24 protein-coding genes are annotated in these 25,597 nt (G+C 44.6%); 11 read left to right on the top strand and 13 right to left on the bottom strand.

The features are described 5' to 3' along the window. The first annotated feature begins 4 nt into the window (after positions 1-4). The gene (locus M3234_RS04155; protein WP_262303457.1) at positions 5-718 is read left to right on the top strand and encodes a DUF2238 domain-containing protein; all 714 of its coding nucleotides are present in this window, start codon (positions 5-7) and stop codon (positions 716-718) included. A 155-nt stretch (positions 719-873) separates the two neighbouring features. On the opposite strand, the gene M3234_RS04150 is transcribed toward M3234_RS04155, so the two are convergent. The 8 genes from M3234_RS04150 to M3234_RS04115 all read right to left on the bottom strand — a co-directional run bounded on the left by M3234_RS04150 (position 874) and on the right by M3234_RS04115 (position 9,764). Then, positions 874-2,820 carry an FtsX-like permease family protein gene (locus tag M3234_RS04150; protein WP_262303456.1) on the bottom strand — a complete coding sequence of 649 codons (1,947 nt, stop codon included), beginning with the start codon at positions 2,818-2,820 and terminating at the stop codon, positions 874-876. After that, positions 2,810-3,574 carry an ABC transporter ATP-binding protein gene (locus M3234_RS04145; RefSeq protein WP_262303455.1) on the bottom strand — a complete coding sequence of 255 codons (765 nt, stop codon included), beginning with the start codon at positions 3,572-3,574 and terminating at the stop codon, positions 2,810-2,812. The genes M3234_RS04150 and M3234_RS04145 overlap by 11 nt, the downstream gene beginning before the upstream one ends. Positions 3,575-3,700: 126 nt before the next feature. Beyond that, complete coding sequence (locus M3234_RS04140; protein WP_262303454.1) at positions 3,701-4,717, bottom strand: sensor histidine kinase; 1,017 nt, start codon at positions 4,715-4,717, stop codon at positions 3,701-3,703. Beyond that, positions 4,714-5,406, bottom strand: coding sequence for a response regulator transcription factor (locus M3234_RS04135; protein ID WP_262303453.1), 693 nt, complete (start codon positions 5,404-5,406; stop codon positions 4,714-4,716). Before M3234_RS04135 ends, M3234_RS04140 begins: the two co-directional genes overlap by 4 nt. 133 nt (positions 5,407-5,539) lie before the next feature. Continuing rightward, positions 5,540-5,689 (bottom strand): hypothetical protein, encoded by a 150-nt coding sequence (locus M3234_RS04130; protein ID WP_262303452.1) that lies wholly within the window; start codon positions 5,687-5,689, stop codon positions 5,540-5,542. Next, the gene (locus M3234_RS04125) at positions 5,690-7,141 is read right to left on the bottom strand and encodes a carbon starvation CstA family protein (protein WP_262303451.1); all 1,452 of its coding nucleotides are present in this window, start codon (positions 7,139-7,141) and stop codon (positions 5,690-5,692) included. A 153-nt stretch (positions 7,142-7,294) separates the two neighbouring features. After that, positions 7,295-8,026 carry a LytR/AlgR family response regulator transcription factor gene (locus M3234_RS04120; protein WP_262303450.1) on the bottom strand — a complete coding sequence of 244 codons (732 nt, stop codon included), beginning with the start codon at positions 8,024-8,026 and terminating at the stop codon, positions 7,295-7,297. Next, positions 7,992-9,764, bottom strand: a complete 1,773-nt coding sequence (locus M3234_RS04115; protein ID WP_262303449.1) for a sensor histidine kinase — start codon at positions 9,762-9,764, stop codon at positions 7,992-7,994. Before M3234_RS04115 ends, M3234_RS04120 begins: the two co-directional genes overlap by 35 nt. A gap of 264 nt (positions 9,765-10,028) precedes the next feature. On the opposite strand from M3234_RS04115, the gene M3234_RS04110 reads away from it, so the two are divergent. The 3 genes from M3234_RS04110 to M3234_RS04100 all read left to right on the top strand — a co-directional run bounded on the left by M3234_RS04110 (position 10,029) and on the right by M3234_RS04100 (position 13,623). Then, a complete protein-coding gene (locus M3234_RS04110) occupies positions 10,029-11,426 on the top strand; it encodes a L,D-transpeptidase family protein (protein WP_262303448.1) in 1,398 nt (465 codons plus the stop codon). 434 nt (positions 11,427-11,860) lie between these two features. Then, positions 11,861-13,021 carry a ParM/StbA family protein gene (locus tag M3234_RS04105; RefSeq protein ID WP_262303447.1) on the top strand — a complete coding sequence of 387 codons (1,161 nt, stop codon included), beginning with the start codon at positions 11,861-11,863 and terminating at the stop codon, positions 13,019-13,021. 14 nt (positions 13,022-13,035) lie between these two features. Further along, positions 13,036-13,623 (top strand): hypothetical protein, encoded by a 588-nt coding sequence (locus M3234_RS04100; protein ID WP_262303446.1) that lies wholly within the window; start codon positions 13,036-13,038, stop codon positions 13,621-13,623. A gap of 250 nt (positions 13,624-13,873) precedes the next feature. On the opposite strand, the gene M3234_RS04095 is transcribed toward M3234_RS04100, so the two are convergent. Together M3234_RS04095 and gdhA are read right to left on the bottom strand one after the other, a co-directional pair. Continuing rightward, positions 13,874-14,008, bottom strand: a complete 135-nt coding sequence (locus tag M3234_RS04095; RefSeq protein WP_082692925.1) for a DUF4023 domain-containing protein — start codon at positions 14,006-14,008, stop codon at positions 13,874-13,876. A gap of 103 nt (positions 14,009-14,111) precedes the next feature. Then, positions 14,112-15,494, bottom strand: a complete 1,383-nt coding sequence (gene gdhA / locus M3234_RS04090; RefSeq protein ID WP_262303445.1) for an NADP-specific glutamate dehydrogenase — start codon at positions 15,492-15,494, stop codon at positions 14,112-14,114. Between the two features lie 169 nt (positions 15,495-15,663). Between gdhA and M3234_RS04085 the strand changes: the two genes are divergently transcribed. Then, the gene (locus M3234_RS04085) at positions 15,664-16,569 is read left to right on the top strand and encodes a LysR family transcriptional regulator (protein ID WP_262303444.1); all 906 of its coding nucleotides are present in this window, start codon (positions 15,664-15,666) and stop codon (positions 16,567-16,569) included. A 162-nt stretch (positions 16,570-16,731) separates the two neighbouring features. Further along, on the top strand, positions 16,732-17,670 hold the full coding sequence (locus tag M3234_RS04080; RefSeq protein WP_262303443.1) for an aminoglycoside phosphotransferase family protein: 939 nt from the start codon (positions 16,732-16,734) through the stop codon (positions 17,668-17,670). Between the two features lie 78 nt (positions 17,671-17,748). On the opposite strand, the gene pepT is transcribed toward M3234_RS04080, so the two are convergent. After that, positions 17,749-18,981, bottom strand: a complete 1,233-nt coding sequence (pepT, locus tag M3234_RS04075) for a peptidase T (RefSeq protein WP_262303442.1) — start codon at positions 18,979-18,981, stop codon at positions 17,749-17,751. A 585-nt stretch (positions 18,982-19,566) separates the two neighbouring features. Continuing rightward, complete coding sequence (locus M3234_RS04070) at positions 19,567-20,553, bottom strand: nuclease-related domain-containing protein (RefSeq protein ID WP_262303441.1); 987 nt, start codon at positions 20,551-20,553, stop codon at positions 19,567-19,569. A 169-nt stretch (positions 20,554-20,722) separates the two neighbouring features. Here M3234_RS04070 and M3234_RS04065 point away from each other — a divergent pair, with 169 nt between their 5' ends. From M3234_RS04065 to M3234_RS04050, 4 genes are read left to right on the top strand one after another with little or no spacing between them, the layout of a single operon-like run. Continuing rightward, positions 20,723-21,346 carry a TetR/AcrR family transcriptional regulator gene (locus M3234_RS04065; RefSeq protein ID WP_262303440.1) on the top strand — a complete coding sequence of 208 codons (624 nt, stop codon included), beginning with the start codon at positions 20,723-20,725 and terminating at the stop codon, positions 21,344-21,346. Positions 21,347-21,359: 13 nt separating this feature from the next. Then, positions 21,360-22,253 (top strand): ABC transporter ATP-binding protein, encoded by an 894-nt coding sequence (locus M3234_RS04060; protein ID WP_262303439.1) that lies wholly within the window; start codon positions 21,360-21,362, stop codon positions 22,251-22,253. Then, the gene (locus M3234_RS04055; RefSeq protein WP_262303438.1) at positions 22,250-23,047 is read left to right on the top strand and encodes an ABC transporter permease; all 798 of its coding nucleotides are present in this window, start codon (positions 22,250-22,252) and stop codon (positions 23,045-23,047) included. Before M3234_RS04060 ends, M3234_RS04055 begins: the two co-directional genes overlap by 4 nt. Before the next feature lie 12 nt (positions 23,048-23,059). After that, on the top strand, positions 23,060-23,857 hold the full coding sequence (locus tag M3234_RS04050; protein WP_262303437.1) for an ABC transporter permease: 798 nt from the start codon (positions 23,060-23,062) through the stop codon (positions 23,855-23,857). Between the two features lie 152 nt (positions 23,858-24,009). On the opposite strand, the gene M3234_RS04045 is transcribed toward M3234_RS04050, so the two are convergent. Beyond that, complete coding sequence (locus tag M3234_RS04045; protein WP_262303436.1) at positions 24,010-24,711, bottom strand: hypothetical protein; 702 nt, start codon at positions 24,709-24,711, stop codon at positions 24,010-24,012. A gap of 121 nt (positions 24,712-24,832) precedes the next feature. Between M3234_RS04045 and M3234_RS04040 the strand changes: the two genes are divergently transcribed. Beyond that, the gene (locus M3234_RS04040; protein WP_262303435.1) at positions 24,833-25,582 is read left to right on the top strand and encodes a gluconate 2-dehydrogenase subunit 3 family protein; all 750 of its coding nucleotides are present in this window, start codon (positions 24,833-24,835) and stop codon (positions 25,580-25,582) included. Positions 25,583-25,597: the final 15 nt, after the last annotated feature.

Here is a 25,597-nt window from a genome sequence, read left to right as displayed (position 1 = left end):
AACTTTGGTAGAGAAAAAGTACCCTAAAAGAAAGACATGGATTTTTAGAATTGTCTTTGCTTTATTGATTATTTCAATTGTTTATGCCATTTATATGTTTTTCAATGCCCCATCAGAGCCTTCCGAAAATGAATATGAACGGGTAAAAAGCGATTATGTGCTGATGATTTTACAATGTGTGTTCGGCAGTATTATTATTTTCCTGCCGTCAAAGGTGGAGCAACGGTTCCGCATCGATATCCCCGACATCATGGAAATTATTTATTTTATCTTTTTATTTTGTGCCATCTACCTTGGGGAGGTCCGCAATTTTTATTTTCGAATCCCCTATTGGGACCTGATTCTCCATTGCTTTAGCGCGGGAATGTTAGGGGCACTGGGCTTTGTTATTGTCCAATATTTTAATGATACGGAAAAAATAAAAATCCAATTAAGCCCGTTTTTTGTGGCATTATTTGCGTTTTGTTTCGCCCTCGCCTGCGGGGCTGTCTGGGAGATTTATGAATTTGCTGCAGACGGTCTGCTTGGCACCAATATGCAAAAATTTATCACTGCCGAAGGGACGGTGTTAATTGGGCGGGACGCGGTTGCAGACACGATGGAGGATATGATTGTCGATACGTTGGGGGCCATTGTAGTATCGACCCTTGGCTATTTTAAGCTGCGCAATCAGCAACGGAAAACTAGTCATACTGCTGTTGTTGGAAAACAAGCATGATGAATGGAATCTGTAATAGTATTGGACAATTATTTATTTTCAATAAGGGGACTACAGCAAATGGCGGCAACTATGATTCGTACTATTCGGTAAACCGAAAATCAGGAGATAAAGAGGGACAAAGGAAACGGGTAGTGCACGCACTACCCGTTCATCTATAACGCTTCTTTAATTACTTTTTTATAATAAACGACAGATAGGAATCCGAAGCTGGAGTACAGGGCTGTATATAGCAGCATGACGATGATCATCGGGGTCCAGACCTCGGCTCCGAACAGGAACCAGCCGGATTGGACAGCAAAATAGCTGTGGGATAAGCCGACGACTAACGGAATGCCAAAACTGAATAATTGTTTTCCACGAATGCCTTTTAATAAATCTCCCTGAGTGAAGCCAAGTTTTCGTAAAATCGTGTAGTTTGGCTTTTCCTCTTCGCCTTCCCCCATTTGCTTGAAATAAAGGATGCAGCCGGAGGTAATCAGGAACGTGAGTCCGAGGAATCCGACGATAAACAGGGCAATGCCCATAGTTTGCTTCTGCACGTTGCTGATTTCCAGACGGGAGTCATTGGCACGCTCATTTTTGAACGTCATTCCTGTAAATAGTGTATTAGCTTTCTCCAGCTGGGCTTCATTTTTTAAATTAATTCCGATATATTGGGAGGATTCCCGCTGAATTTCGGGATTGAGATTATTTCGTAATCGCTCGAAAACCGTCTGGTCGACAATGGCGGTTGGCGAGCCGCCGCCGGTGAAATACCAGGATACGACAAAATCCTTATTCAGCCCTAAATACGTTAACGGAATCACTTCAGTTTGTCCTTTTAATTCTATGTCTCCGGAATCCTTCAACGTCATAAACTTTTGCAGTAAATCGTTATAGCCGGTAAAAACCGTTTCGCCTGGCTCAACATCAATATTTTTAATGACCTGGTCGCTTACAACTGCAAGCTGCATTTTGGTTGGGTCCATCATCAACCCATCCATATTTGCATCCATGATATGTTTCAGATTCGCTTCAATCTGGACGACATCCATTCTTTTTTCACGATACTCAATTCCATTTTTTGTTAATTTGTCGGTGAATTGCTCAGCCTCTTCGGGATTGGTAAACGCGAAATCCGCCGCCACATAATTAAGCGCTGTTTTTTCAGCAGAATAGTAAGAAATATAGGCTAACGACAATAATCCGATTGCCAGTGCAGACACTGTGGTAATGACTGTTAATAATAAAGCATTTGATTTCATCCTGAACATAATCGACGAAAGAGAGAGGACCTGGTTAATATTCAGGTAACCGTCCTTCTTTTTCCGAATCAAATGAAAAATAAAGCTGACTGAACCTTTATAAAACAGATAGGTTCCAATAATCACAGACGCCAGAATCCCCGCCATTGCCAGAAACAGCTCAATCATCGTTGTAAAATCGCCGCTAAATAGCTTCGAAGAAATATAGTATCCGGTTACGATTAAAATCAGTCCAACGATTCCGATAATGATCTCGAAGGCTGACAGTTTCTTTACCTTCCCCTCCGTGGAGGAGATGACCCTGAACAGGGCTAAAATACTTTGCCTTTTAATAAATACATAGTTCATCAGCATAATCAGCAAGTAGATGACACCAAACACAATCAGCGTTTGGGTCAGCGCCTGCTCAGAAAAATGCAGCGTCGCAACAGCATCAACCTTAGTGACTTTAAATAAAATCATCACCAACAGTTTTGAGGCGGAAAACCCGATAAAGATCCCGATTATGAGAGAACCAAAATAAAGAATAAAGTTTTCAATCGTCAAGATTCTGAAAATCTTGGACTTTGTCATGCCGATTAACTGGAATAAACCAATTTCCTTGCCGCGCCGCTTGATAAAAATATTGTTGGCATAGAGCAGGAAAATGGAAACGATCGCCACCAGCATGACCGTTCCGGCCTTAAGTGCTGCCGCCCCTTTGATCGAACCTTTTGCCTCGTCCATCGCCGGGTCGAATTGCAGTGTCACAAAGGCGAAATACAGGGCAACACTGAAGATTAACGCAAATACATAGAGAAAGTAATTTTTAAGATTCTTTTTCAGATTGCGAAGGATGAGTTGATTAATGCTCATACTGGTTCACCCCGCCCAATACACCTTGCGTTTTCATGACATCCTGGAAGAACGCCTGCCGTGATTGGTCACCCTTATTTAACTGGGTGTAGATTTGCCCGTCTTTAATGAAAATGACTCTGCTGCTGAAGCTTGCGGCCACTGGATCGTGCGTTACCATTACAATCGTGGCGTTGAGCTTTTTATTTAATTGGCTCAGTTTGTTCAGCAAGTCGGACGCCGACTTGGAATCGAGTGCCCCGGTTGGCTCATCGGCGAAAATAATGCTCGGTTCATGGATAAATGCCCGTGCTGCCGAGGTCCGCTGTTTCTGGCCACCGGAGATTTCATTCGGATATTTGTCCTTGATCTCCAAAATACCCAGTTCGGCGGCAACCTCGGTAAACTTTTGCTCTGCTGCCTTCTTTGAAACGTTGTTAATCGATAACGGCAGTAAAATATTTTCTTTGACGGTCAAGGTATCCAATAAATTATATTCTTGAAAAATAAACCCCAAATGATGCTTGCGGAATTCCGCCAGCTGCTTTTCCCTCATCCTGGTGATTTCTTTTCCATCGATTTTAATCGTTCCATGACTGACGGTATCAATCGAGGAAAGCACGTTGAGCAAGGTAGTTTTACCGGAACCCGATGCACCCATGATGCTGACGAATTCGCCTTTTTCGATGCTGATATCAAGCCCTTTCAGCACTTCCTGTTTATTGAACTTATTGCCGTAGCTTTTATTAATTTTTGCGGCTTCTAAAATATTCATCTTTCACACACTCCTTGATTCGATAGCTTTATTATAAAAAAGCCGGCCGTTCAAATCCTTCGATTGAGCGAACAAATCATAAAAGCATGTGACGTTTTTGTCACATGCCAAGAAAAACGGAAGCGCCTAGGCGCTGGAGCTGGACAGTGTTATATGTAGAAAATCATTCCGTCTCGGGAAGGTTAAGGTGAACGTTGTCCCCTCTCCAAGCTTTGACTGGACTTCGATGTTAATCAATAACGGTTGGGCTGCTTTTTTTGCCAAAAATAATCCCATGCCGGTGGCGGCGCTTTCTTGGTGAACTGTCGTGGAGGTAAAGCCCTTGTCAAAGATTCGCGGCAGGTCCTGCGGGGAAATTCCACGGCCAAAGTCCTGAATCTCGAGAATAGCCTGCTCCTCCTTAAGGTATGATTTGATGTTGATGTCGGCCTCATGGCTATATTTGACGGCATTTGTCATCAGTTGCCTAATAATAAACCCCAGCCATTTGGCATCCGTCAGCACCTGTGTCACCTCAAGGTCGACCTCAAAGCCAATCCCCTTTTGCATGCACCATGATTGCAGCGTTTTTATTTCTTTAAAAATTAACGGCTTTAAGTTAGTTTTTTCGATATATAAATCATTCTCCATAAACGGTATGCGCCGTTGATGGAGCTGTTGGTCAAGCAGGTGGTGGACTCGCAGCCATTCATATGTCAGGCTGGCCTTGGCCTTTTCGTCATTAAGGCGATCAATCATTAAGGACATGGCGGTTAATGGTGTTTTTACCTCATGGATCCAGGCCAGCAGTTCATCCTTTTCCTGTTCCAAGGTCAACAGGTTTTGTGAGGCTTCTAGCCTCAAGCGCTCTGTTTGACCCGAGACACTGTCGGCTATGATTTTTTCAAAAGGGGTTTCTGCCTCGGCAAGCCCCGACAGATCATAATTGTTTTCCCACTCTACCATACTTTTATAGAATTTGGTTTCCTTTTGATAGCGAATGATGAAAAAAACGGCAAAAATCAGCAGCGATAAGAAAACAATATAGAGAAGGGATGCGAAGGGAACCGCTGCATCAAGAAACGAGACAAACAAAACCAAGGCTTCCAAGACTAAAATTAGCAGGATCCAGCTTCGCCTTTCGATGAGATAATTTTTAATCATAATGTTCCCGCTTCTTCCACGGCGATATAGCCTTGGCCGACCTTTGTTTCAATATATTGGCCGAGCCCAATCCCATCAAGCTTCTTCCGCAGGCGATTAACGTTGACGGTCAGGGTATTGTCACTGACAAACCGCTCATCCTCCCACAGGCTTTTGATTAGGTCTTCGCGGCTTACGATTTTATTTTTTCGCTGGGTCAATTCCCTAAGGATAAACATTTCATTTTTCGTTAGCTCAATGGTTCCGTTGTCGTTGGAAACAGTGTTTTTTGGGTAATCAATCGTTGCCCCGCACCAGGTTTTTAGCTCGATTTGCTCCGTATTATAATTGTGCACGCGGCGGAGAATGGCCTGGATTTTGACAATCAGCACGTCGAAGTGGAATGGCTTTTGTATAAAATCATCGGCACCAAGCTGCATCGCCATCACCATATCGGTTGGGTGGTCACGAGAGGATAGAAATAAAATTGGTACATTCGAATGAGAGCGAATCATCCGGCACCAATGGAACCCGTCAAATTTCGGGAGCTGGATATCAATAATCACCAGGTCCGGTTTGACGGCAGTAAATTCCTGCAAGACTTTGCCAAAGTCGGTTATCCCGTATACATCATACGACCAGCCGGCAAGCCTGTCTCGTATCTCATTAAATAAAGTTGCGTCATCCTCGATCAGCAACAGCTTAAACATCAGATTTCACCACATTTCTTTATAATTCTCAGTTAAATTGTATAGAAAATATTTCCTGTGTGCCAGTGTTTGGCAGGGGACGGATCCTGCTTCACAAAAAAAAGTGCACGCATCTCGCGTGCACAAAATTGAGTTAGAGAAGGAAAGCAGCGCCGACCGCTCCTGCTGTTATAACAACGATCATTATTTTTGCTAAAAGCGGCAGGCGGTCTTTCTCGTTTTGATTGATTTTTTCCTCGTGCTCGTTAACAGTCTCCCGGTAGTTCGGACTGCAGCAGCTCATTTAGGCCACCTTATTCCAGCCGGAGATATCTTCTTCGAGCGGAAGCCCGTTTGCCCGTGCTTTCTTCGCAGCATTAAAGAATAGTGCAATCAGGATGGCAGCTCCTATGAAGCCTCCATACCAGGAAACGGTCATGGATAATCCGAAGCCAATCTGGGCATTCAGAATATAGGTAATCACCATCACTAGCATGAATGATCCTGGAACAAGTGAAATCCAGTAATTTTTTCTGGCAATGTACAAATACATCGCGCCGACAAATAAGGCAATCACAGCTGTAGCTTGGTTGGCCCAGCTAAAGTAACGCCATAGAAGGTTAAAGTCGATTTGCGTTAACACAACGGAAATCGCGAATAACGGGACAGCGATCCATAAACGGCTTGATAATTTCTTTTGCGCAATGTTTAAGTATTCAGCAATAATCATCCGGGCACTGCGGAAGGCAGTATCCCCGGAAGTAATCGGCAGGACAACAACTCCAAGAACGGCAAGTGTTCCGCCAATGGCGCCTAACATTGTGGTAGAAACTTCGCTGACAACAGCGCCAGGTCCGCCTGCAGCAAGCACTTCTTGCAGCCCAGTATAACCGTCGAATAAGCTCATTCCGGCAGCAGCCCAAATCATCGCGATAACACCTTCGGCAATCATCATGCCGTAGAAAATTTTCCGGCCTTGATTTTCCTTTTGCGTTGTACGAGAAATAATAGGTGTTTGCGTTGCATGGAATCCAGATAGTGCACCACAAGTGATTGTAAAGAACAATAACGGGAAAATTGGTGCATTAGCAGGATGGAAATTAGTTAATGATAATTCAGGAATGGGCGATCCCTTAACGATTAAGCCGACCCCGATTCCAACTGCACTGATCACAAGCAATGCTCCGAAATATGGGTAAAAGCGGCCAATAATTTTATCAACCGGCAGAAGCGTTGCCAAAATATAATACACGAAAATTGCAGCAATGATGATTCCAAGGGCAATTTTTCCATCCATTAAAACATGTAATAAGCTAGCTGGTGTAGAAACAAATACCGTACCTACTAAAAGCAGCAGCAAAACAGCAAAGGCATTCACGACATGTCGCATAATTTTTCCCAAGAATTTGCTGGCAAGCTCTGGCAAGTGGGCACCGCGGTTACGAATCGAAATCATCCCAGTTAAATAATCGTGAACAGCACCAGCGAAAATACAGCCAACAACAATCCAGATAAATGCAACCGGTCCGTAAAGCGCACCCATGATTGGACCGAAGACAGGGCCAGTTCCAGCGATATTTAACAATTGGATCATTGAGTTTTTCGCTGTGTTCATTGGTACGTAGTCAACACCATCGCTATTGACATAGGCAGGTGTTGCCCGTTCTTCCTTTACCCCAAAAACTTTTTCAACGAATTTGCCATACGTAAAATAACCAATAATTAAAAGTGCAATTCCACCTAAAAACGTATACAAACTAGTTCCTCCTTTTTCAAGAAAATGAATGCGGTTACATATTATTATTATAAAAAAGAAGAAACAGGTTCATGGGGTTTTGCGCTTAAAAGGTAGAAAAATAGGGTTAACATGTTTTAAATAAGGAATCAAATGCAGAAAATTAGAAATTATCTATATCTCCAATCGTGTTCTTAAAGCCTTCACGTAGTTTCTGCTTACTGATAACATTTCCTTCCTGCCTTCAATTTGCAGCTGATAGGCACCATTAAACCATGGAGTCAGTTTCGTTACATATTCAAGATTGACGAGAAAACCTTTGTGGATTCGAAAAAATCCATAGTTTAATAGCCTGGTTTCCAAATCCTTTAATGGCGTTTTTGTTTCAAATTCGCCGGTCTTGGTGATCACCTTGGTCCATTTCTCATCCCGATAAATGTATTGAATTTCTTTTGGCTCAATGTAAAAAATTTCGCCATCCGCTTCAATCGCTAGCTTCCCTGCGGGTTTGCCGGTATCCAATTCCTTAGCAGTTTCGATAATTTTTATGATGCGGTTGATGGTTTCCCGCAATAACTCCTCATCATAGGGTTTTAGCAAATAATCAACCGTTTCATAACGAAAGGCCTCCACGGCAAATTGCGGATAAGCGGTTGCAAATACAACCAATGGAGGCTTTTTTAATTCCATAAACGCCTTTGCGGCATTCATACCGTTCAGCTTCGGCATTTCCACATCAAGAAACACCACGTCAGGCTGGAGCTGAAGCGCCTTCAAAATCGCGGATTCCCCTGATTCCGCTTCACCGACAATTTCGATCTCCGGGAAGGCTTCCAGCAAATGCTTCAGTTCATCACGGCTATATAATTCATCATCCACAATTAACGTTCTGATGGATTGCTCCAAAATTCTCCACCTCCACAAATGGAACTGAAAACGAGATTACCGTACCCTTGTTTTGTTCACTTTTAATATTTAGGGCTGCCGCTTCTCCGAACATAATCGATAGCCGTCGGTTGACATTGTATAGCGCCACACCATTTCCGGCTTTGGAATCGATTGGGGATTTACAAATTTGATTAGCCCGATCTTCCGTCATCCCCTGTCCGTTGTCTTCTACTTCAACGTAAACGGAATCGTGCCGCTTTTGAATCGTGATTTTTACGAGACAGTTGCTGTCTTTGTCTTTAAACCCATGCTTAATCGCATTTTCCACGATAGGCTGCAAGGTCAACGGTGGAATGCACCGGGTCAGGGCATCCTCTTCAATGTCATAAATAACCGTCAGTTTATTGATGAATCTGGTTTCTTCAATTGCCAGGTAGGCTTTTACATGTCTTAATTCCTGTTCGAGCAACGTCATGTTTTGTGTTGTAGCCGAAAGATTCTGCCGTAAAAAATGTGATAACGACACCAGCAGCCTCCGCGCCTTGGCCGGGTCGATGCGAACCAGCGAAAGGATGGTGTTAAGTGAATTAAACAGAAAATGGGGGCTGATTTGCGCCTGAAGTGCCTTAATTTCGGCTTCTCTTGCCAGCTGATAGGCCCTGTCAGCGTCGGCAATCTCCAATTGGTTACTTAATAATAGGCTAAGGCCGGAAATCAGTTCCATGATGACCGGATTGATTTCCTTTTCCGAACGAAAATAAAATTTTAATGTGCCAATGGTTTGTCCCCGCTGTTTCAACGGAGCCACGATAACCGCATCTAGGGGACAATTGTCCACCCGGCAATGAATCGATTGTTGATTGGCTACGAGTATTTGCCCCCGTTTGATTGTCTCAAGGGTAATTTGAGTCTGGATTGGGACATTTGCATGATGATGGTCATCGCCAACCCCTACGTGAGCCAATATTTCTGTTTCATTGGTCATTGCCACCGCGCTAGTATTGATTTCATTATGGAGAATGCGGCAGACAGCCTGTGCTGTTTCTGCGGTCAGCCCATTTCGTAAGTAGACAAGCGTTTTGTCGGCAATCCTCAACGTTTTTTGCGCCTGAAGCGCACCGGCCTTTTCTTCCTCATTTATGACACTCTTAATTATAAGAAGAAACAGAGTACAGCCAAGCCCGTTTGCGATAATCATCGGCAGACCGATGATTTCCACCAAGGCCCATGCCTTTTCAAATGGCCGGGAGATTAATAGAATAATCGCCATCTGAATCGTTTCAGCGAGGGATCCAATTAGAAAAGCGGATTTTAAACTTACGTGCTTGTTCTTGCGGTGAAACATGCCAGCAAGGATTCCGGCCAAAATTGTGGCGGAGCCGCAGGAGATGGCCGTGAATCCCCCTAATGTAAACCGGTGGATCCCTGCAATCAATCCGGCACCAAGACCAACCCTCCAGCCCCCGAACAGCCCAGCCAGCACGACACCGATAACCCTTGAATTGGCGATTGCCTCATCGCTATTCAATCCCGAGGTCCAGCGGTTAAATTGAAGACTGTCCGTACTAAGCGTCAATCCGGAATATGTGCCGATAATACCGAAAAATCCAAAAAACACAATCGCCGTCAACCGCTGCCTGCGGTTCAACTCCTCCTGATAAACCATCCCCCGAAAAAACGGAATCCGTGTCAAAATAAACGCAATCGTCACCAAAATCCCCAACCGCTCCACCATTGTAATCAACAATTCCAACATGGAAATACTCCTTTTGGTGCCTGACACCAATAGCTTTTTTATAATTGTATCAATCTTTAGGGTGTTCGGAATAGTTTTTGATTCGGAAATAGATACCAAAATTATAGGTCAACGGTATGTTTTCTTTAGATCAACATATGAAAAATCACCTAAATGTTTCTGTTAAAATATCAAAATTCTACAAAATTTTCACTACCATAAGACAAATATTTCCTGCATAACATGTTATTTTAAAGAAAAGAAACATATTGGGGAGATAGAGAGATGAAGAAATTCCTATTAGCTTTTTTACTGCTTTTCACTTTTTTCACCTTTGCTGGCCCGGTAGAAGCCAGCGACGGTTCCCAGTTCATCATAATTAATAAAAAGACAAATACACTAGCCTATTATAACGGCGGCACTTTGGTCAAAACATTTAAGGTAGGAACGGGGAGGTCACGGTCGTTAACTCCGGAAGGGAAGTTTAAGATTGTGAATAAGATTGTCAATCGCCCTTATTATAAAGATAACATCCCCGGTGGAGACCCACGCAACCCTTTAGGCAACCGCTGGATGGGTCTTGAGGCTAGAGGCACGTATGGAACAACTTATGCGATTCACGGTAATGCCAATGAAGGGTCCATCGGAAGATATGTAAGTGCGGGCTGTGTAAGAATGCATAATGCCGAGGTGCGCTGGTTATTTGATCAAATCAAGCTATATACGGAGGTTGTGATTACACATTCAGATGCCGGATTCGATGCGATTGCAGCAGCAAATGGGTATGTCGTTACCGCTCCGGCAAGTGCGGACGCGGGAAGCGCGATTGTCCCAATCCAAAACGGATGGGTAAATGTCAGCGGCAAAAAATTTTATTACGACAATGGCGTGATGAGAACCGGCTGGCAAACCATCAATGACAAAAAATATTTCTTTGAACGCTCCGGTGTCATGAAGACCGGTTGGCTGAATGAAGGCGGGAAAAAATACTTCTTTGACAAAAACGGTGTTATCCGTACGGGATGGCTAGAGCTTCAAGCCGGCAAATATTATTTCGACGGCAATGGTGCCATGCAAACCGGCTGGCTTGATGACGGCGGACAACGTTATTTTCTCGATAACGAAGGGAAAGCCAAAATTGGCTGGCATGAAGAAAACGGGCAAAAATTCTACTTTGACGCTGCCGGTGCGTTGAAGACGGGCTGGCTGGAGGATGCCGGGCAAAAGCATTATATTGATCAGAATGGAGTCATGAAGACGGGCTGGCTCTGGGATAATGGAACGAGATATTATTTTGACACTAAAGGTGTCATGCAAACCGGCTGGCTGGACGAAGGCGGAAAAAAGTACTATTTTGATGCCGCAGGAGCGATGCAAACCGGCTGGGTTCAGGACAATTCGACTTGGCGCTATCTGGATGAAACTGGCTCAATGGTAACCGGCTGGGTTAACTATAAAGGAAAATGGTATTTTACCGATTCAACTGGTGGATTACAAACCGCCTCATTGATCAGCAGTCAGGATTACTTTGAAAATCCGGATCAACCGAAGACCGGTTTATTGGATATGTCCGGAATTAAGTATAACTTTCATTTAACCAAACCAGTAGAAACCTCCCTGTTGAAATACAATAATAACTGGTATTACATGTATGTTGGTGCGGATCTGGCAGTAATTTTGTAGAATGTTGATTTAAATATGAAAATGGCTTCCCCAGTATGGACCCGAGGCAATCGAGTTTATTTACGTCGGCGACTGGCACTGCCGGATTTTATGGATACAATAGAAGGTTTCCTTTTGGGGCCTTCTTTTTTGCCGTAATGAAATATTTGTAACATCGGTTGCGCGTTTACGTTTATGTATACTTGTTTACTTTTTGTCTACTTGATGTTTACGTATTTGTTTACATGTTTACAAATCTGTTTACATCCTTTGGTGGCGCTATGTTTACGATTTTGTTTGTTTTGTATACAAATATGTTTACACTTTTCTCCATGTTTACGTCATGTTTACATTTTTACGTTTATGTTTCTTTTGCTCTGGTGTCATTGAAGAATCTAGTAATCTTCTATAACCTTAATAGAAACAAATCTATTAAGTGGAGAGGAATGATCTATATGACCAAATCTAGAATTGCAGCTGTGGATGTAGGCAACGACTCCATTAAGGCCATTTTCGGGGAAATAGAGCATGAATTGAATATCCCTAACATAATTGCAAGAGACACAGAAGACCGGCCCGTAATCGGCATTGAAGAGTTAGACTCCAAGGACCCGTTGGACGGGATACATATTAAAGTCCACTCCCCTGCGCTGAAGGAAAACAATATCATTTATCGAGTCGGGAATTTGGCGACCAAGAGCAATAATGCCACAGAACTCGATCCCGGCAGCAGCAAGTCGGAGGAAGACCAAACATTAATCATGCTGTTTACGACATTGGCACTCGATGCCGTAAAGGCAGAGTTTCCACGTTCGAAAAACATTATTGATGCCAACTATACATTAGGAACAGGCCTGCCGCTGCGCGAGGTGAAGGAAGGCAAGGATGCGGGTTACCGCTCAAAGCTGCTAGGTTCCGTGCATCAGGTGGAATTTTTGGTGACACCGCGATACCAGGGCATCAAGGTCAATATTAAATTCAATGAGGTGAAGGTGTATCCGGAAGGCTTTGCGGCCTATATTAACCTTGTGATGGACAATAATTTAAAAATTATCAACAAGGATTTAATCGATAAGCGGATTTTAATTCAGGATATCGGCGGGCTCTCAACCGATATCGCCGTCATCAAGAACAGGAATGTCGATGATGATAAAGCGCAGGGCTTTAACCTCGGGGTTTCGGAATCTCTGGAGGCCATTCGTGAGGAAATCCGCAAAAAGCACGGCGTGGAACTGGACAGCCGACGTGATGTCGTTGAAATCATCACGAAGAAAAATGACCGTAACCATATCATGGTGAAAGGCAGCCGGACGAGCGTCCACGATATCACCGACCGAATCCTGCTGGACCTGGCTAAAAAGCAATATCGCCTGCTGCGTAATGTGTGGGCAAAGAACTCGCAGACGGAAATCTGCTATTTTGTCGGCGGCGGCTCCATTATTTTAAAAGACTATCTGAAAGCATTAAATAATGGTTTGGATGGTTTCAATATCGATTTCTTCGAGGATGAAAAGGAAAGCATTTGGATGATGGCCAACGCCTATTATAAGCTGATTACCGATTTTGTCCGCAAGGCCGAGAAGCAAAAGGCTGATAAAGCCCCTGTAAAAAGTTGATCTAGGGTGATTTTATGAAAAAAGCGTCGGGTAACGAGATTAAGAGGGGGCAGGCCATTTCGTTCCGGGTCCCCTCGGATACATCGGACCATATCCTGAAGCACCTCCAAAAATTGAAGGAAACGGAGCGGCGGAATTTTTCGAGCCAAATCGCACAGTTCGTTTTGGATGGGGTCGGGCGTTCTGCAGCCCGCGAGAAGGAAACAATTACGGTCCCCCTTCCAAAGAGCTTAACCAAGGCACAGCGCGACTGGCTGAAGCACGAGCATTCGGAAGCGTTGCTCGGAAGCATTCTTTATCAGCTGATTTCCGACCCCGTAAGGTCGACCGCACTGCTGGCCTCGTTGAACAGCAATTCGGTGGATATCGATGAGGCGCTGTATTTGCAGGAGGAAGTGGCGTTTGAGGTAATCCCGGACGAGCAAGCCCGTGACTTTGAAGATGAGATTGCTGCTGGGGTCGAAAGTGAAGATGACCTTGAAACGTTTGATTGGGATCGAGCTAAGGTTCAACAAGAGTCCCCTCTTGAGAAGGCTGGATTGGAAGAGGAACCAGACCTTGACGACCTGCTGGGCGGGTTTTTGGCGAGTATGAATAAGTAGAGCAGTGGGAAGGCACCTTTTTGGGTGCCTTTTGCATTATTTCGGGTAGGAAATTCGTTCTGCTTCATCGTTTAGTTTGAGCACTTTCACTTGCAACTGCCGGTTAAGGAAATCCTTGATTTTCTATTGATCGAAAATCAGCCCTTTTGATTGAGCATCGCGGAAGAAGGAGGTTAATATATAGAACGAATGGCGCAAAATAATAAAAAAGCCATGATCGCCTAAGATCTTGGCTTCGTTCTCAACTTTTTTAATGTTCCTTATTAGGCATATGCTCACTAGGTGTATTTTTCCCTTGTCTTTGTCGATTTTTGCGGTCCTTTTCCTGACGCTCATGCAAGTTTTCGACATATTCATGGGTGTCGCCTTGAAGATTTTTATCCATGCGCTTAACCTCCTTATTGATTGACAATGGTTAATGTAACCAATCAGCCCGGAAATCATGCGTGCATGAAAAAACCCCCGATATAAGTTCGGGGGAATTAATTTTATATGATACCCTGCACGATCATCGCATCGGCGACTTTGGTAAAGCCGGCGATGTTGGCACCGACAACCAGGTTGCCAGGGAACCCGTACTCTTCGGAGGCATTCACAGCGTTTTGGTAGATGTTAATCATAATTTGATGCAGTTTGGCATCGACTTCTTCAAACGTCCAGGACAGGCGCTGGCTGTTTTGGGCCATTTCCAGGGCAGAAACGGCTACACCGCCGGCATTGGCCGCCTTGCCAGGGCCAAACAATACATCACTATTTAAGAACAAATCAACAGCTTCAAGTGTCGATGGCATGTTGGCGCCCTCACCGACAGCTTTCACGCCATTGTTCACCAAAATTTTAGCTGAGCATTCGTCAATTTCATTCTGCGTCGCACAAGGAAGGGCGATATCGCATGGAATCGACCAAATGCCTGTGCAGCCCTCAAAATATTGGGCTTCAGGATGGTAGTTGACGTACTCGCTGATCCGCTGGCGATCTACCTCTTTAATTTGCTTAACGGTTTCGAGGTTAATTCCGTTCTCGTCGTAAATATAGCCGCAAGAGTCGCTGCATGCAACAACCTTAGCCCCAAGTTGAGTCGCTTTTTCAATCGCATAAATGGAAACGTTGCCCGAACCGGAAACAACCACTGTGCTGCCGTCAAAGCTTAGGCCCTTGTCTTTCAGCATTTCCTCAACAAAATACACGGTGCCATAGCCAGTTGCCTCAGTCCGCGTTAAGCTGCCGCCGTAACCGATCCCTTTGCCGGTGAATACGCCGGCCTCGTAGCCGCCGCGGAGCTTTTTATACATACCGAACATATACCCGATTTCTCTGGCGCCAACGCCGATATCCCCTGCTGGAACGTCGACATCGGGCCCGATATGGCGGTAAAGCTCTGCCATAAAGCTTTGGCAGAAACGCATGATTTCGCCGTCTGATTTTCCTTTCGGATCGAAGTCGGAGCCGCCCTTGCCGCCGCCGATTGGCTGGCCTGTTAATGAGTTTTTAAAAATTTGCTCAAAGCCCAAAAACTTAATAATGCTGGCGTTTACGGAAGGATGAAAGCGCAAACCACCTTTGTAAGGACCGATAGCGCTATTATACTGGACACGGAAACCGCGGTTTACCTGAACTTTGCCGTTATCATCTACCCAAGGAACGCGGAAGCTGATAACCCGTTCCGGTTCAACGATTCTTTCAAGAATGCCCTGTTGCATATATTTCGGGTATTTTGCAAAAACGGGCACGAGGGAATCGAATATTTCCTTAACGGCCTGATGAAATTCATATTCATGTGGGTTACGGGTTTGCACGGTGGCAAATACCTCGTTGACGTAGTCCCTTGCTGCCTTAGATCCTGACTGTTTAACATGCTCAATGGTTTGCATGAAATCACCCCTTATTTATTGAAAAATAATATAAAATTATCCATTTGTTAACTGAAAATTCTTTTTATTGTCATTTACTTATTCTATAATTGAAAAATAATCTAAGCAATATGAATAATAGATATAATTAATGCCAAAATGAGATGAAGGCAAAAGGAGGCCGGGGAAAATGGAGTTAAGGCAGATTAAATATTTTATTGAAGTGGCCAAACGCGAGCATGTGACAGAGGCGGCCGACGCCATGCATGTGGCGCAATCGGCGGTGAGCCGGCAGATTTTTAACCTCGAGGAAGAACTTGGGGTCAACCTGTTTATTCGTGAGGGCCGCAGTGTCAAGCTGACCCCGATTGGCGAAATGTTTTTGCAGCAAATGGAACAGGCAGTAAAGCTGATTGATAATGCCAAGCGCAAGGTCGAGGAATATCTTGACCCCGAAAAAGGAACGGTTCATATCGGGTTTCCCTCCAGCCTCGCCGGCTATACACTGCCGACGGCCATCTCCGCCTTCCGGGAGCGCTATCCTGAAGTAAAGTTTCAATTGAACCAAGGTTCCTATACCTATTTAATTGATGGTGTCATTAAGGGCGATTTTAATATGGCCATTATCGGTCCAGTCCCGAAAAAGACAAAAAAGATTACCGGAAAGACGTTATTTACCGAAAACATCGTCGCGTTGCTGCCGCTAAATCATCCGCTGGCGGATAAGAAATTAATAAAAATAAGCGATCTACGGGAGGATCCATTTATCTTGTTCCCCAATGGCTATATTTTGCGGGAAATCATCGTCAATGCCTGCGCTCAGCTCGGATTTGAGCCAAGTGTTGCCTTCGAGGGCAAAGACATTGATGCCATAAAAGGGTTGGTTTCTGCGGGCCTTGGCGTGACGCTCATCCCTGAAATCACCCTGATTGACAGCCTGCCGCGGGCAACCGTCAAAATTCCGTTGGTGGAGCCTAACGTCACCCGCACGGTCGGCGTCATCATCCCAACCGAACGTGAACTGCTGCCGACGGAATTGCTTTTTTACGAGTTCCTAAGTGAATTTTTCAGCATCCTTGACCGCTATCAGAATTAATATCCTATTACGCCATACAATTAAATAGACACTTTTTTTGAGGATGGTGAGGCGGCGGACGGTAGGAATATTGTCGAAGATCGATTTTGGGCGGATAACTTGCTTAGTATTTTAGGTTTGAATTATAGTCGTAGTAAAAACCTACTTAAAGGTTGTGGGACTATGGGGTTGCCTGAGGAAATCGTTCTCGTGGATGGAACTTTAAATGACCAGTTAATTTTAAAAAAAGAACCGCTCTATCAAGGGATGAACGGCAAATTTGTTGAACGGTTTTATTTATCAGAGACGGAAAGCTATATTTTTAAACCGTTGACGAACAACGACCAGTTGGGCAAGGAAGCCTGGATCAATGAACATGTCCTTCATGTGTTCCCGGCGATTTTTCCAAAAATCATTTCTTATTCGAAACACGATCATCCTGAGTTTAGCTGGATGATTCTCGAAGACCTTGGCCCGCTATTACATGAGTTTACTGAAGAAAGTGTGCTCGGTGTAGTTAAGTGGATGGCATGGTGGCATTCCCTCCCCCTCGAGTCGTTTCCTGATGTTCCGGTATCCGGACTGAAGCCGAAGCTGGACCAGTTGATTTCAGACATTCGCAGGGATAAGGGAAAGTTTATGGCATTGCTTCCGGATTTGATGTTGGAGGAACAATCGATTGAGCGTGTTTACGAATTCCTTGATAGTTTCATATTTTCAAAGACGCTTGTCCTCTCACATGGTGACCTGCATGTGGGGAATTATGCATTGGCCGCTGGCCGGATTGTGATTTTGGACTGGGAGCACGCCCACACCAATACCCCCTTCTGGGACCTGTACCACTTGCTCGATATGTCGCATCCGATTTTTCCCAAAAAGATTGGAGCTGAGTTTCGTGAGCGAGCATTACGGTACTATCTTGAACAGGTTGAATTGGAGTTGGATGCTGGGGCGTTTATAAGAGAGTATCACCTGTTTTCTTGTGTATTCTCAATTTGGATGATCTTGCTGATTGTGAAGGATTTGAGCGCTGATAATGGCAAATGGTCGAAGGCGCAGTTGGAGAGACAATTGAATGAGACTGTGTTGAGCCTGCGGGAATGTGCTCAGTTCCTTGTTTGAAGAGTTTGTCGAATATGCCCCGGGAAATATGTCGATTATTGAAAAAAGCTAACCTTTGTAGGGTTAGCTTTTTTAAAATTAAGCTCTTTGTTCAAAAAGCTTGGTAATTTCAACGATCGTATTAGTCGCTTGGATCATGTTATCAACGGAAATAAACTCAAATTTACCGTGGAAATTTTCGCCGCCTGTAAAGATATTCGGCGTCGGCAGTCCCATGTAGGATAATTGGGAGCCATCAGTGCCGCCGCGGATCGGTTTAATCAATGGTTTAATATCGAGGCTTTCCATTGCCTCCTTGGCGATTTCCACAATTTCAAACACCGGTACGATTTTTTCCTTCATGTTGTAATATTGGTCGTTCAGTTCAAGTTGAAGTGTACCTTCGCCATATTTTTCGTTTAACTGTGCGACGATTTTTTCCATTGTTGCTTTTCTGTTGTTAAAAATCTCTCTGTCATGGTCGCGGATAATGTAATAAAGTTTGGTTTGCTCGACTTCGCCTGTGAAGGAAATGAGGTGGTAGAAGCCTTCGTAGCCTTCGGTGTGCTCGGGCGCCTCTTGTGCTGGCAGCTTGCTGTTAAGCTCCATCGCAATTTTCATCGAGTTGACCATTTTGTCCTTCGCAGAGCCAGGATGAATATTATTCCCTTTTATGGTGATTTTGGCTGCAGCGGCGTTGAAGCTTTCATATTCAAGCTCCCCTAATGGACCGCCGTCAACCGTGTATGCGTATTTTGCATTGAAGGCTTCAACGTCAAACTTATGCGGGCCGCGGCCGATTTCCTCATCCGGTGTGAACGCAACGCGGACCTTGCCGTGCTTAATTTCCGGATGCTTGATCAGGTAAGCCATCGCCGTCATGATTTCGGTAACGCCAGCCTTGTTGTCGGCGCCAAGCAGCGTCGTGCCGTCGGTTGTGATCAGCGTGTGGCCTTTGTAGTCGGCGAGATTTGGAAAATCCTTTGTTGTCATGATGACCTTTAGGGATTCGTTTAAGGTAATGTCGCCGCCGTCGTAGTTTTCGACTAGCTGCGGCTTCACGTCTTTCCCAGTAAAATCAGTCGCTGTATCGACGTGGGCAAGGAAGCCGATCGTCGGCACATCTTTGTCGGTGTTGGAAGGCAGGGTCGCCATCAGATACCCATTCTCATCAAGTGTAACCTCTTGCATCCCGATTTCCTTAAGTTCCGCTTCCAGCATGCGGAGCAGCGTCCACTGCCCTTCCGTTGACGGGCATGTCTCGCTGGCTTCGTTGGATTGCGTATCCACCTTTACATAGGAAGTAAATCGTTGAATCAATTCTTCTCTCAAAATCGCTGCACTCCCTTTTTTTTGAATTATGTACATCCATATAATATCACTTTCGGGGGACGGGTACACATTTTAAGGAAATGAGCTACTCAACTTGCGTATAAGGGTCTCCAACTTGTATATGAGTCGCTCCAACTTGCGGATAAGGCAAATTTATTTGCGAAGTGTCAGCCAACTTGCGTATAAGCTGCTTCAACTTGCGTATAAGGGTCTCCAACTTGTATATGAGTCGCTCCAACTTGCGGATAAGGCGAATCTATTTGCGAAGCGTCAGCCAACTTGCGTATAAGCTGCTCCAACTTGCGTATAAGGGTTTCCAACTTGTATATGAGTCGCTCCAACTTGCGGATAAGGCGAATCAACTTGCGAAGCGTTAGCCAACTTGCGTATAAGCTGCTCCAACTTGCGTATAAGGGTTTCCAACTTGTATATGAGTCGCTCCAACTTGCGGATAAGGCGAATCAACTTGCGAAGCGTTAGCCAACTTGCGTATAAGGGTCTCCAACTTGTATATAAGTCGCTCCAACTGCGGATAAGGCGAATCAACTTGCGAAGCGTCAGCCAACTTGCAAAAGAAATCCCAGTCTACTTATGAATGAGATTATTCTCCTTAAAATGGCAGATATCCATTAAATAGGTTCGATAACGAAACGCCCCTTTACTAGGTAAATTCATACTTTGCAGAATTCGATTAGCCAGGTAAATGTCATCCACCCCCAAAAACCACCGACATTCCCGATTGGTAATCGTCCTTTTACATAGTAAGAACCACTCAAACAGTGTCCCTACGTGCGCCAAATGATCCACAGACCCACACCAAGGGCAGCGCCAGGTCCGGGTCTCCTTCACCATGCCGATCCGTCCGCACGGCGCACACCTCACCCCAGGGCGAAAATCGCTAATCGGAATGCCATAGCCCTCTGAAATGGGATCTGGAAAAAATGAGTGATGGCTGTGAAGCAATTCAGTGGAAAGCCTATTGAAGGTGTCTATGTCCAACTTTTGCGCTGGTTGTGGAATACCTCGAAGGTAGGGTGGAATCAAGTTGGGGAATAAGAGCCTTGTTTTTGCAGGGGGTACTGCAACAATTTGCTTAGGGTAAGCCAACACTACCGCTCCGAAAATCGGCAGTTGGATGTTGCGCCGCTGAAACCATTCATGCAATAAATTGCAATTTTTTTCTAATTGGACAATCGGGCTTTCAAAGCCGTCCTTACGCCCGTCCTCTCGCGTTCGAATTAGTTGCGGTGGATTTTCTTTAAACTCAAGGATGCCGCCAATATTTTTGACCTCTAACACATTGCCAAACCAGGGAGTTAACACAACGTTGTCAGTTTGAAATTTTCCGTCAGCCGTGGGTGATAAATCGTGAAAAACGTGATGCGGAAATGGAAAGGAATTCTTCCGAAATACTTCAGCAACCCTTTCCTCCCCTCCAATACCAGCCTCAACAGCAGCCTGCTTTCCTGCCAATACAGGCAGCATCGGGTGGCCAGGAGACAACCGGCTTTGCGCGTAAATCAATCCATCCAACTTCAAGGAAGGATCTCTCTCTTTAATATTAATAACCATCCACCTCCATAAAAATTTGCCTACCACTCGCATCGTATCACACCCCGCAACCCCATACTATCTTCAACAAAAGATTTCATATTTTTGACAAATATATTAGTTGACCACCATGGTCAATTGGAATATACTGTTATTGACCGTAGTGGTCAAGAGAAGGAGGTGCCACTATTTGTATACCAAATTTTTTAATGTGGAACCGGAGAAACAAGACAGAATCATTAATGCAGCGATAAAGGAATTTGCCCAGAAGGGATATGATAAAGCTTCGACAAATGAAATCGTGAAGGAAGCGGAGATTTCTAAGGGGCTGCTGTTTCATTATTTTAAAAATAAAAAGCAGCTGTTCTTGTTTTTGGTGGACTATTGCTACGAAACGATTGCCGAGGAGTTTTATCAAAAGTTCCCCTTTGACGAGGTTGACTTTTTCAATAGAATGCGGCAGTCGGTTATCATCAAAATGGAGTTATCAGAAAGGTACCCGGATATTTTTAAGTTTATCCAGGAGGCGTTTATGGATGATGCCGCGGAGATAAAACCGGAGATGGAAAAGAAGCTGCGGGAGATGACCGACCTTAACGTCAACAAGATATATGAGGGCGTTGATTATTCCAAATTCAGGGATGACGTCGATCTTCAAAAAATCCTAAAGATCATTACCTGGACGTTTGAAAAAATGAGCGATGAGGAGCTGACAAAAGCGAAGCTCATCCCGGGGCATGAAATGGATTATAAAAAAATCTATAACGAGGTTGAAGAATATTTTGAGATCCTAAAAACGTGCTTTTACAAATAAGGGGGCACCATAAATGAACGTCATTGAAATTAAAAACCTGACGAAAACCTACGGCAAGTCCAGAGGGATTTCCGATATCAGCTTTAACGTCGAAGAAGGCGAGATTTTTGGGTTCATCGGGCCAAACGGCGCCGGGAAATCGACGACCATCCGCACGTTGCTGTCGCTGATTTACCCGACGAGCGGCAGTGCGACGATTTTTGGCAAGGACTGCATCCAATTTGCCCCGGAAATAAAAAGGGAAATCGGCTATCTGCCATCTGAGGTGTTCTACTACGACAATATGAAGGTCAAGGACCTCCTGAAGTATTCGGCGAGTTTTTACAAAAAGGACTGCAGCAAGCGCATGAAGGAATTGGCGGAGATTATGGACCTCGATCTCAATAAAAAAATTGATGACCTTTCCTTGGGAAATAAAAAGAAGGTCGGGATTGTCCAGGGACTGTTGCACGAGCCAAAGCTGATTATCCTAGACGAACCGACGAGCGGTCTTGATCCGCTAATGCAGCAAAAATTCTTTGAGCTGCTTGAAGAGGAGAACAAAAAAGGTGCGACCATACTGTTTTCATCGCACATACTCAGCGAGGTGCAGCGACTGTGTAATAGGGTAGCCATCATTAAAGAGGGCAAAATTGTAACAGTTGAAAAGATTAGTACGTTAAAAGAAAACAATTATAAAAAGTTCAAGGTAGAAACAAAAGTGCCGCTCAACAAGGAATATTTCAACTTAAGCGGAGTCAACAACGTGGCTGTAAAAGACAACACCACGAGCTTCCTGTTCAAAGGTGATATCAATACAATCATGAAGAAAATCGCCGCGATTGACATCACCAACCTATGGATTGAGGAACCGGATCTGGAAGAGATCTTTATGCATTATTATGAAAAGGAGCCTAGGAAGCTATGAATATATTCATTCATGAACTAAAGGCCAACCGAAAGTCAACCATCATCTGGACGGTTTCGCTGATTGCGATCTTTGCCCTGTTCATGTCAATGTTTCCGTCCTTCGCCAAGGATGCAGACGAATTCAAAAAGCTGCTCGAGGGTTATCCGCTGGCTTTAAGAAAAGCGCTTGGGGTCAACTTGGACACTTTATTTACGATTCTCGGATTCTATAGTTATGCCTTGACGTTTATCGTTTTGTGCGGGGCAATTCAGGCAATGAATCTCGGGACGTCGATCATTAGCAAGGAGGTACGGGAAAAAACAGCCGACTTCCTGTTAACCAAGCCGGTCACCCGGACACAGGTGATGACCGGCAAGCTGGCGGCGGCCTTCGCGTCACTGGTAATTACAAATGTAATTTACCTGGCAGCAGCGGTCGGCATCGCCACCCAGGTTACAACCGATGACTTCAGTATGAAAGAATTTATCCTGCTGTCACTGACGATGTTTTTCGTGCAACTAATGTTCCTTGCAGTCGGAATGATCGTTTCCGTAATCGTTCCAAAGATTAAATCCGTACTGACGGTGTCTCTCGGGACGGTGTTTGCGTTTTACTTTATCGGAGCGTTGGCGGCGACGACGGAGGATGATGTGAAGCGGTATTTATCGCCATTCAAGTATTTTGACAATGACTATATCTTAAAGCATGCAAGCTATGAATCGCCGTTTTTGATTGCCGGCGCAGTGATCATTATTTTGGCAGTGGCAGCCAGCTATATCCTCTACACCAAAAAGGATATTCACGCCGTTTAGGGGGGCCAAATCATGAATATTTATGTAAAAGAACTGAGGTCGCACAGGAAATCGCTCATCTTCTGGTGTATTGGTGTCTTCCTGATGGTGGTGTCGGGGATGGCCAAGTATACCGGGTTATCCTCATCAGGCGAATCGCTAAATGACCTGTTTACCGATATGCCCAAATCCCTGCAGGTCATTATGGGGATTGGGACGTTTGACTTAAACAAAGCTAGCGGCTTTTACGGATTGCTGTATATCTATTTATTATTGATGGGGACCATCCATGCGGCGATGCTCGGGGCTACGATTCTTGCTAAGGAAGAACGTGACAAGACCTCGGAGTTCTTATTCGTCAAGCCGGTATCGCGGACAAAAATCATTACCGCCAAGCTGCTGGCGGCAGTTACGAATATTGTCATCTTTAACCTGGTGACCTGGATTTCGTCAATAGAGGTCGTTGGCAAATACGCCGAAGGAGAAGCAGTGAATGGGGACATTGCCATCACGATGATCGGCATGCTTTTCTTGCAGCTTTTGTTTATGGTCATCGGCAGTGCCATTTCTGCATTGAAAAAGCGGCCGAAAACGGCGGGCTCACTTGCGGCAGGGATCTTGCTGCTGACGTTTGTGTTATCGGTTGCCATCGATTTGAATGAAAGCATCAAATTCCTGAAATATGTAACGCCGTTCAAATACTTTGAAGCGAAAAATATGATGTATGGCGGCGGGTTTGACAGCGGCTTTGTCGTATTAACCATTATTTTGTTTGCAGCCCTGACGGCGGTGACCTATGTTTTTTATAAAAAACGAGACTTAAATGTTTAAAAAAAGGACCGAGGCACTGAGCCCGGTCCTTATTTATTATCCAGCTACGGCGCCTAGCCCCTCGAGGTCTTAAGCCGTCCCCCTCCGGAGGGCAGGCCCATCCTGCGGGTTACGTCTTAAGCTTGTCGGGGCTGATCGAGGCGCCTCCGCTTTTATTTCTCGTTTGCCATTTTAACAAGCGTAATAATATCGCTTGATAGCTGACTGTATGAAGGTGTGGGAGACTTAATGTTCGTTTTGATCCCCTCGATTAGCGGCAAGGCCTTCGGATTTGTAATCGTCAAAATTTGAACCTGTCCGTTAAAGGCTTTGCTCATTACCTCTTTTGCGCGCTCCAAATTATCATCCGAATTCAGTTTGTTAGCATCTACCCCGTCTAAATCACCTTTGCCAGATTGGCCAGAGGTGTTTTTTAATACCTTGTTTTGTAATTCATCGTAACGGGTCGAGGTTACCTCTTGTTGTGCTCTTGCGAGAATAATCGTGTCATCCATCACAAACACCTTTATACCCGGTATCCCTTCTCCAGAAAGCCTTGATTCCAAATGAGAGGAAATGCCTCCGTCATGGAGACTCGAGCTGCCAATCAAACTATAGACATTGGTTCCGACGCCGCTTGTCGTCTGATTCTGTCCATTGGTTGTTTCTTTCTTTGCACGGTCGATACTGGGAATAACATTTACACTGTGCTTATTCCCATGATGATCACCATTGCCCTTTTTATTGATGGACTGATTATGGTAGTCAAGGTCCTCTGCCGATCCTTCCAGATGTTGCTGACTTGAACAGGCCGATAACAGAAGTATGAAGCCCAAAAGGGGTACACCGCAGATCTTCCACGTCTTATTGAACATAAAAATTTTTCCTCCTTTTTTTGTCCTATCTTTCCCGTTTTTATTTTTTGTATGAATGGTTTATTTTGGGAACATAATAAGATGGAAAAAATTGTCGAAATAATTTTGGAGGTAGTGCAGCATGTCCGAAGAGCATAAAGAATCACCAGAATCTATTTCAAGAAGGAAATTTATCCGAAATACAGGTTTCACTGTTGGGGGTCTTGCGGTTGGGGGAATCTTGGGCAGTCTTCTTACTAGACAAGACAAAGATTCTAACAACGGTAAAAAGGATACACACGCAGAGGCGGGAAATTTTAACGAAGCGCTGATGTATTTTACGCCTGAACAATTTAGGATTACGGAAGCCATCACGGAGCGAATTTTCCCGGAGGATGACCTCGGGCCAGGGGCCAAGGGTCTTGGCGTCGCTTATTATATTGACCATCAGTTAGCTGGGGATTGGGGCTTTAATGCCAGGGAATATATGCAGGCGCCCTTTTTCGTGGGCGAGAAGGTTCAAGGCTATCAAGGGCGCTTAAAGCGCAGGAATATTTTCGATATTGGCTTAAGAGAAATTCAGAATCACAGTATGGCTGTTTATAAGAAAAACTTCACTGACCTAAAAGGGGAAGAACAGGATGCGATATTAAAGGATTTTGAGGGAGATAAAATACAGTTAACGACCATTTCCCCAAGCGGGTTTTTCCAAATGCTCAGAAGCGCCACGCTCGAAGGCGCATATAGCGATCCACTCTATGGAGGAAATAGAAATATGGATGGATGGAAGATGAGAAAGTACCCAGGCAGCCAAATGGCGTACACAACCATTATTGATAAGGACTTTCAGGAAGTAAAGCCGCAAAGCTTAAAATCACATATGAATCATTAAAAAGTCTCAAAGCAG

This window comes from Neobacillus niacini (genome assembly GCF_023715785.1).
In the GTDB taxonomy this organism is placed as follows: domain Bacteria; phylum Bacillota; class Bacilli; order Bacillales; family Cytobacillaceae; genus Neobacillus; species Neobacillus niacini_E.
Note: the sequence above shows the minus strand (reverse complement) of the source record. Positions and strands in the feature narration are given on the sequence as shown.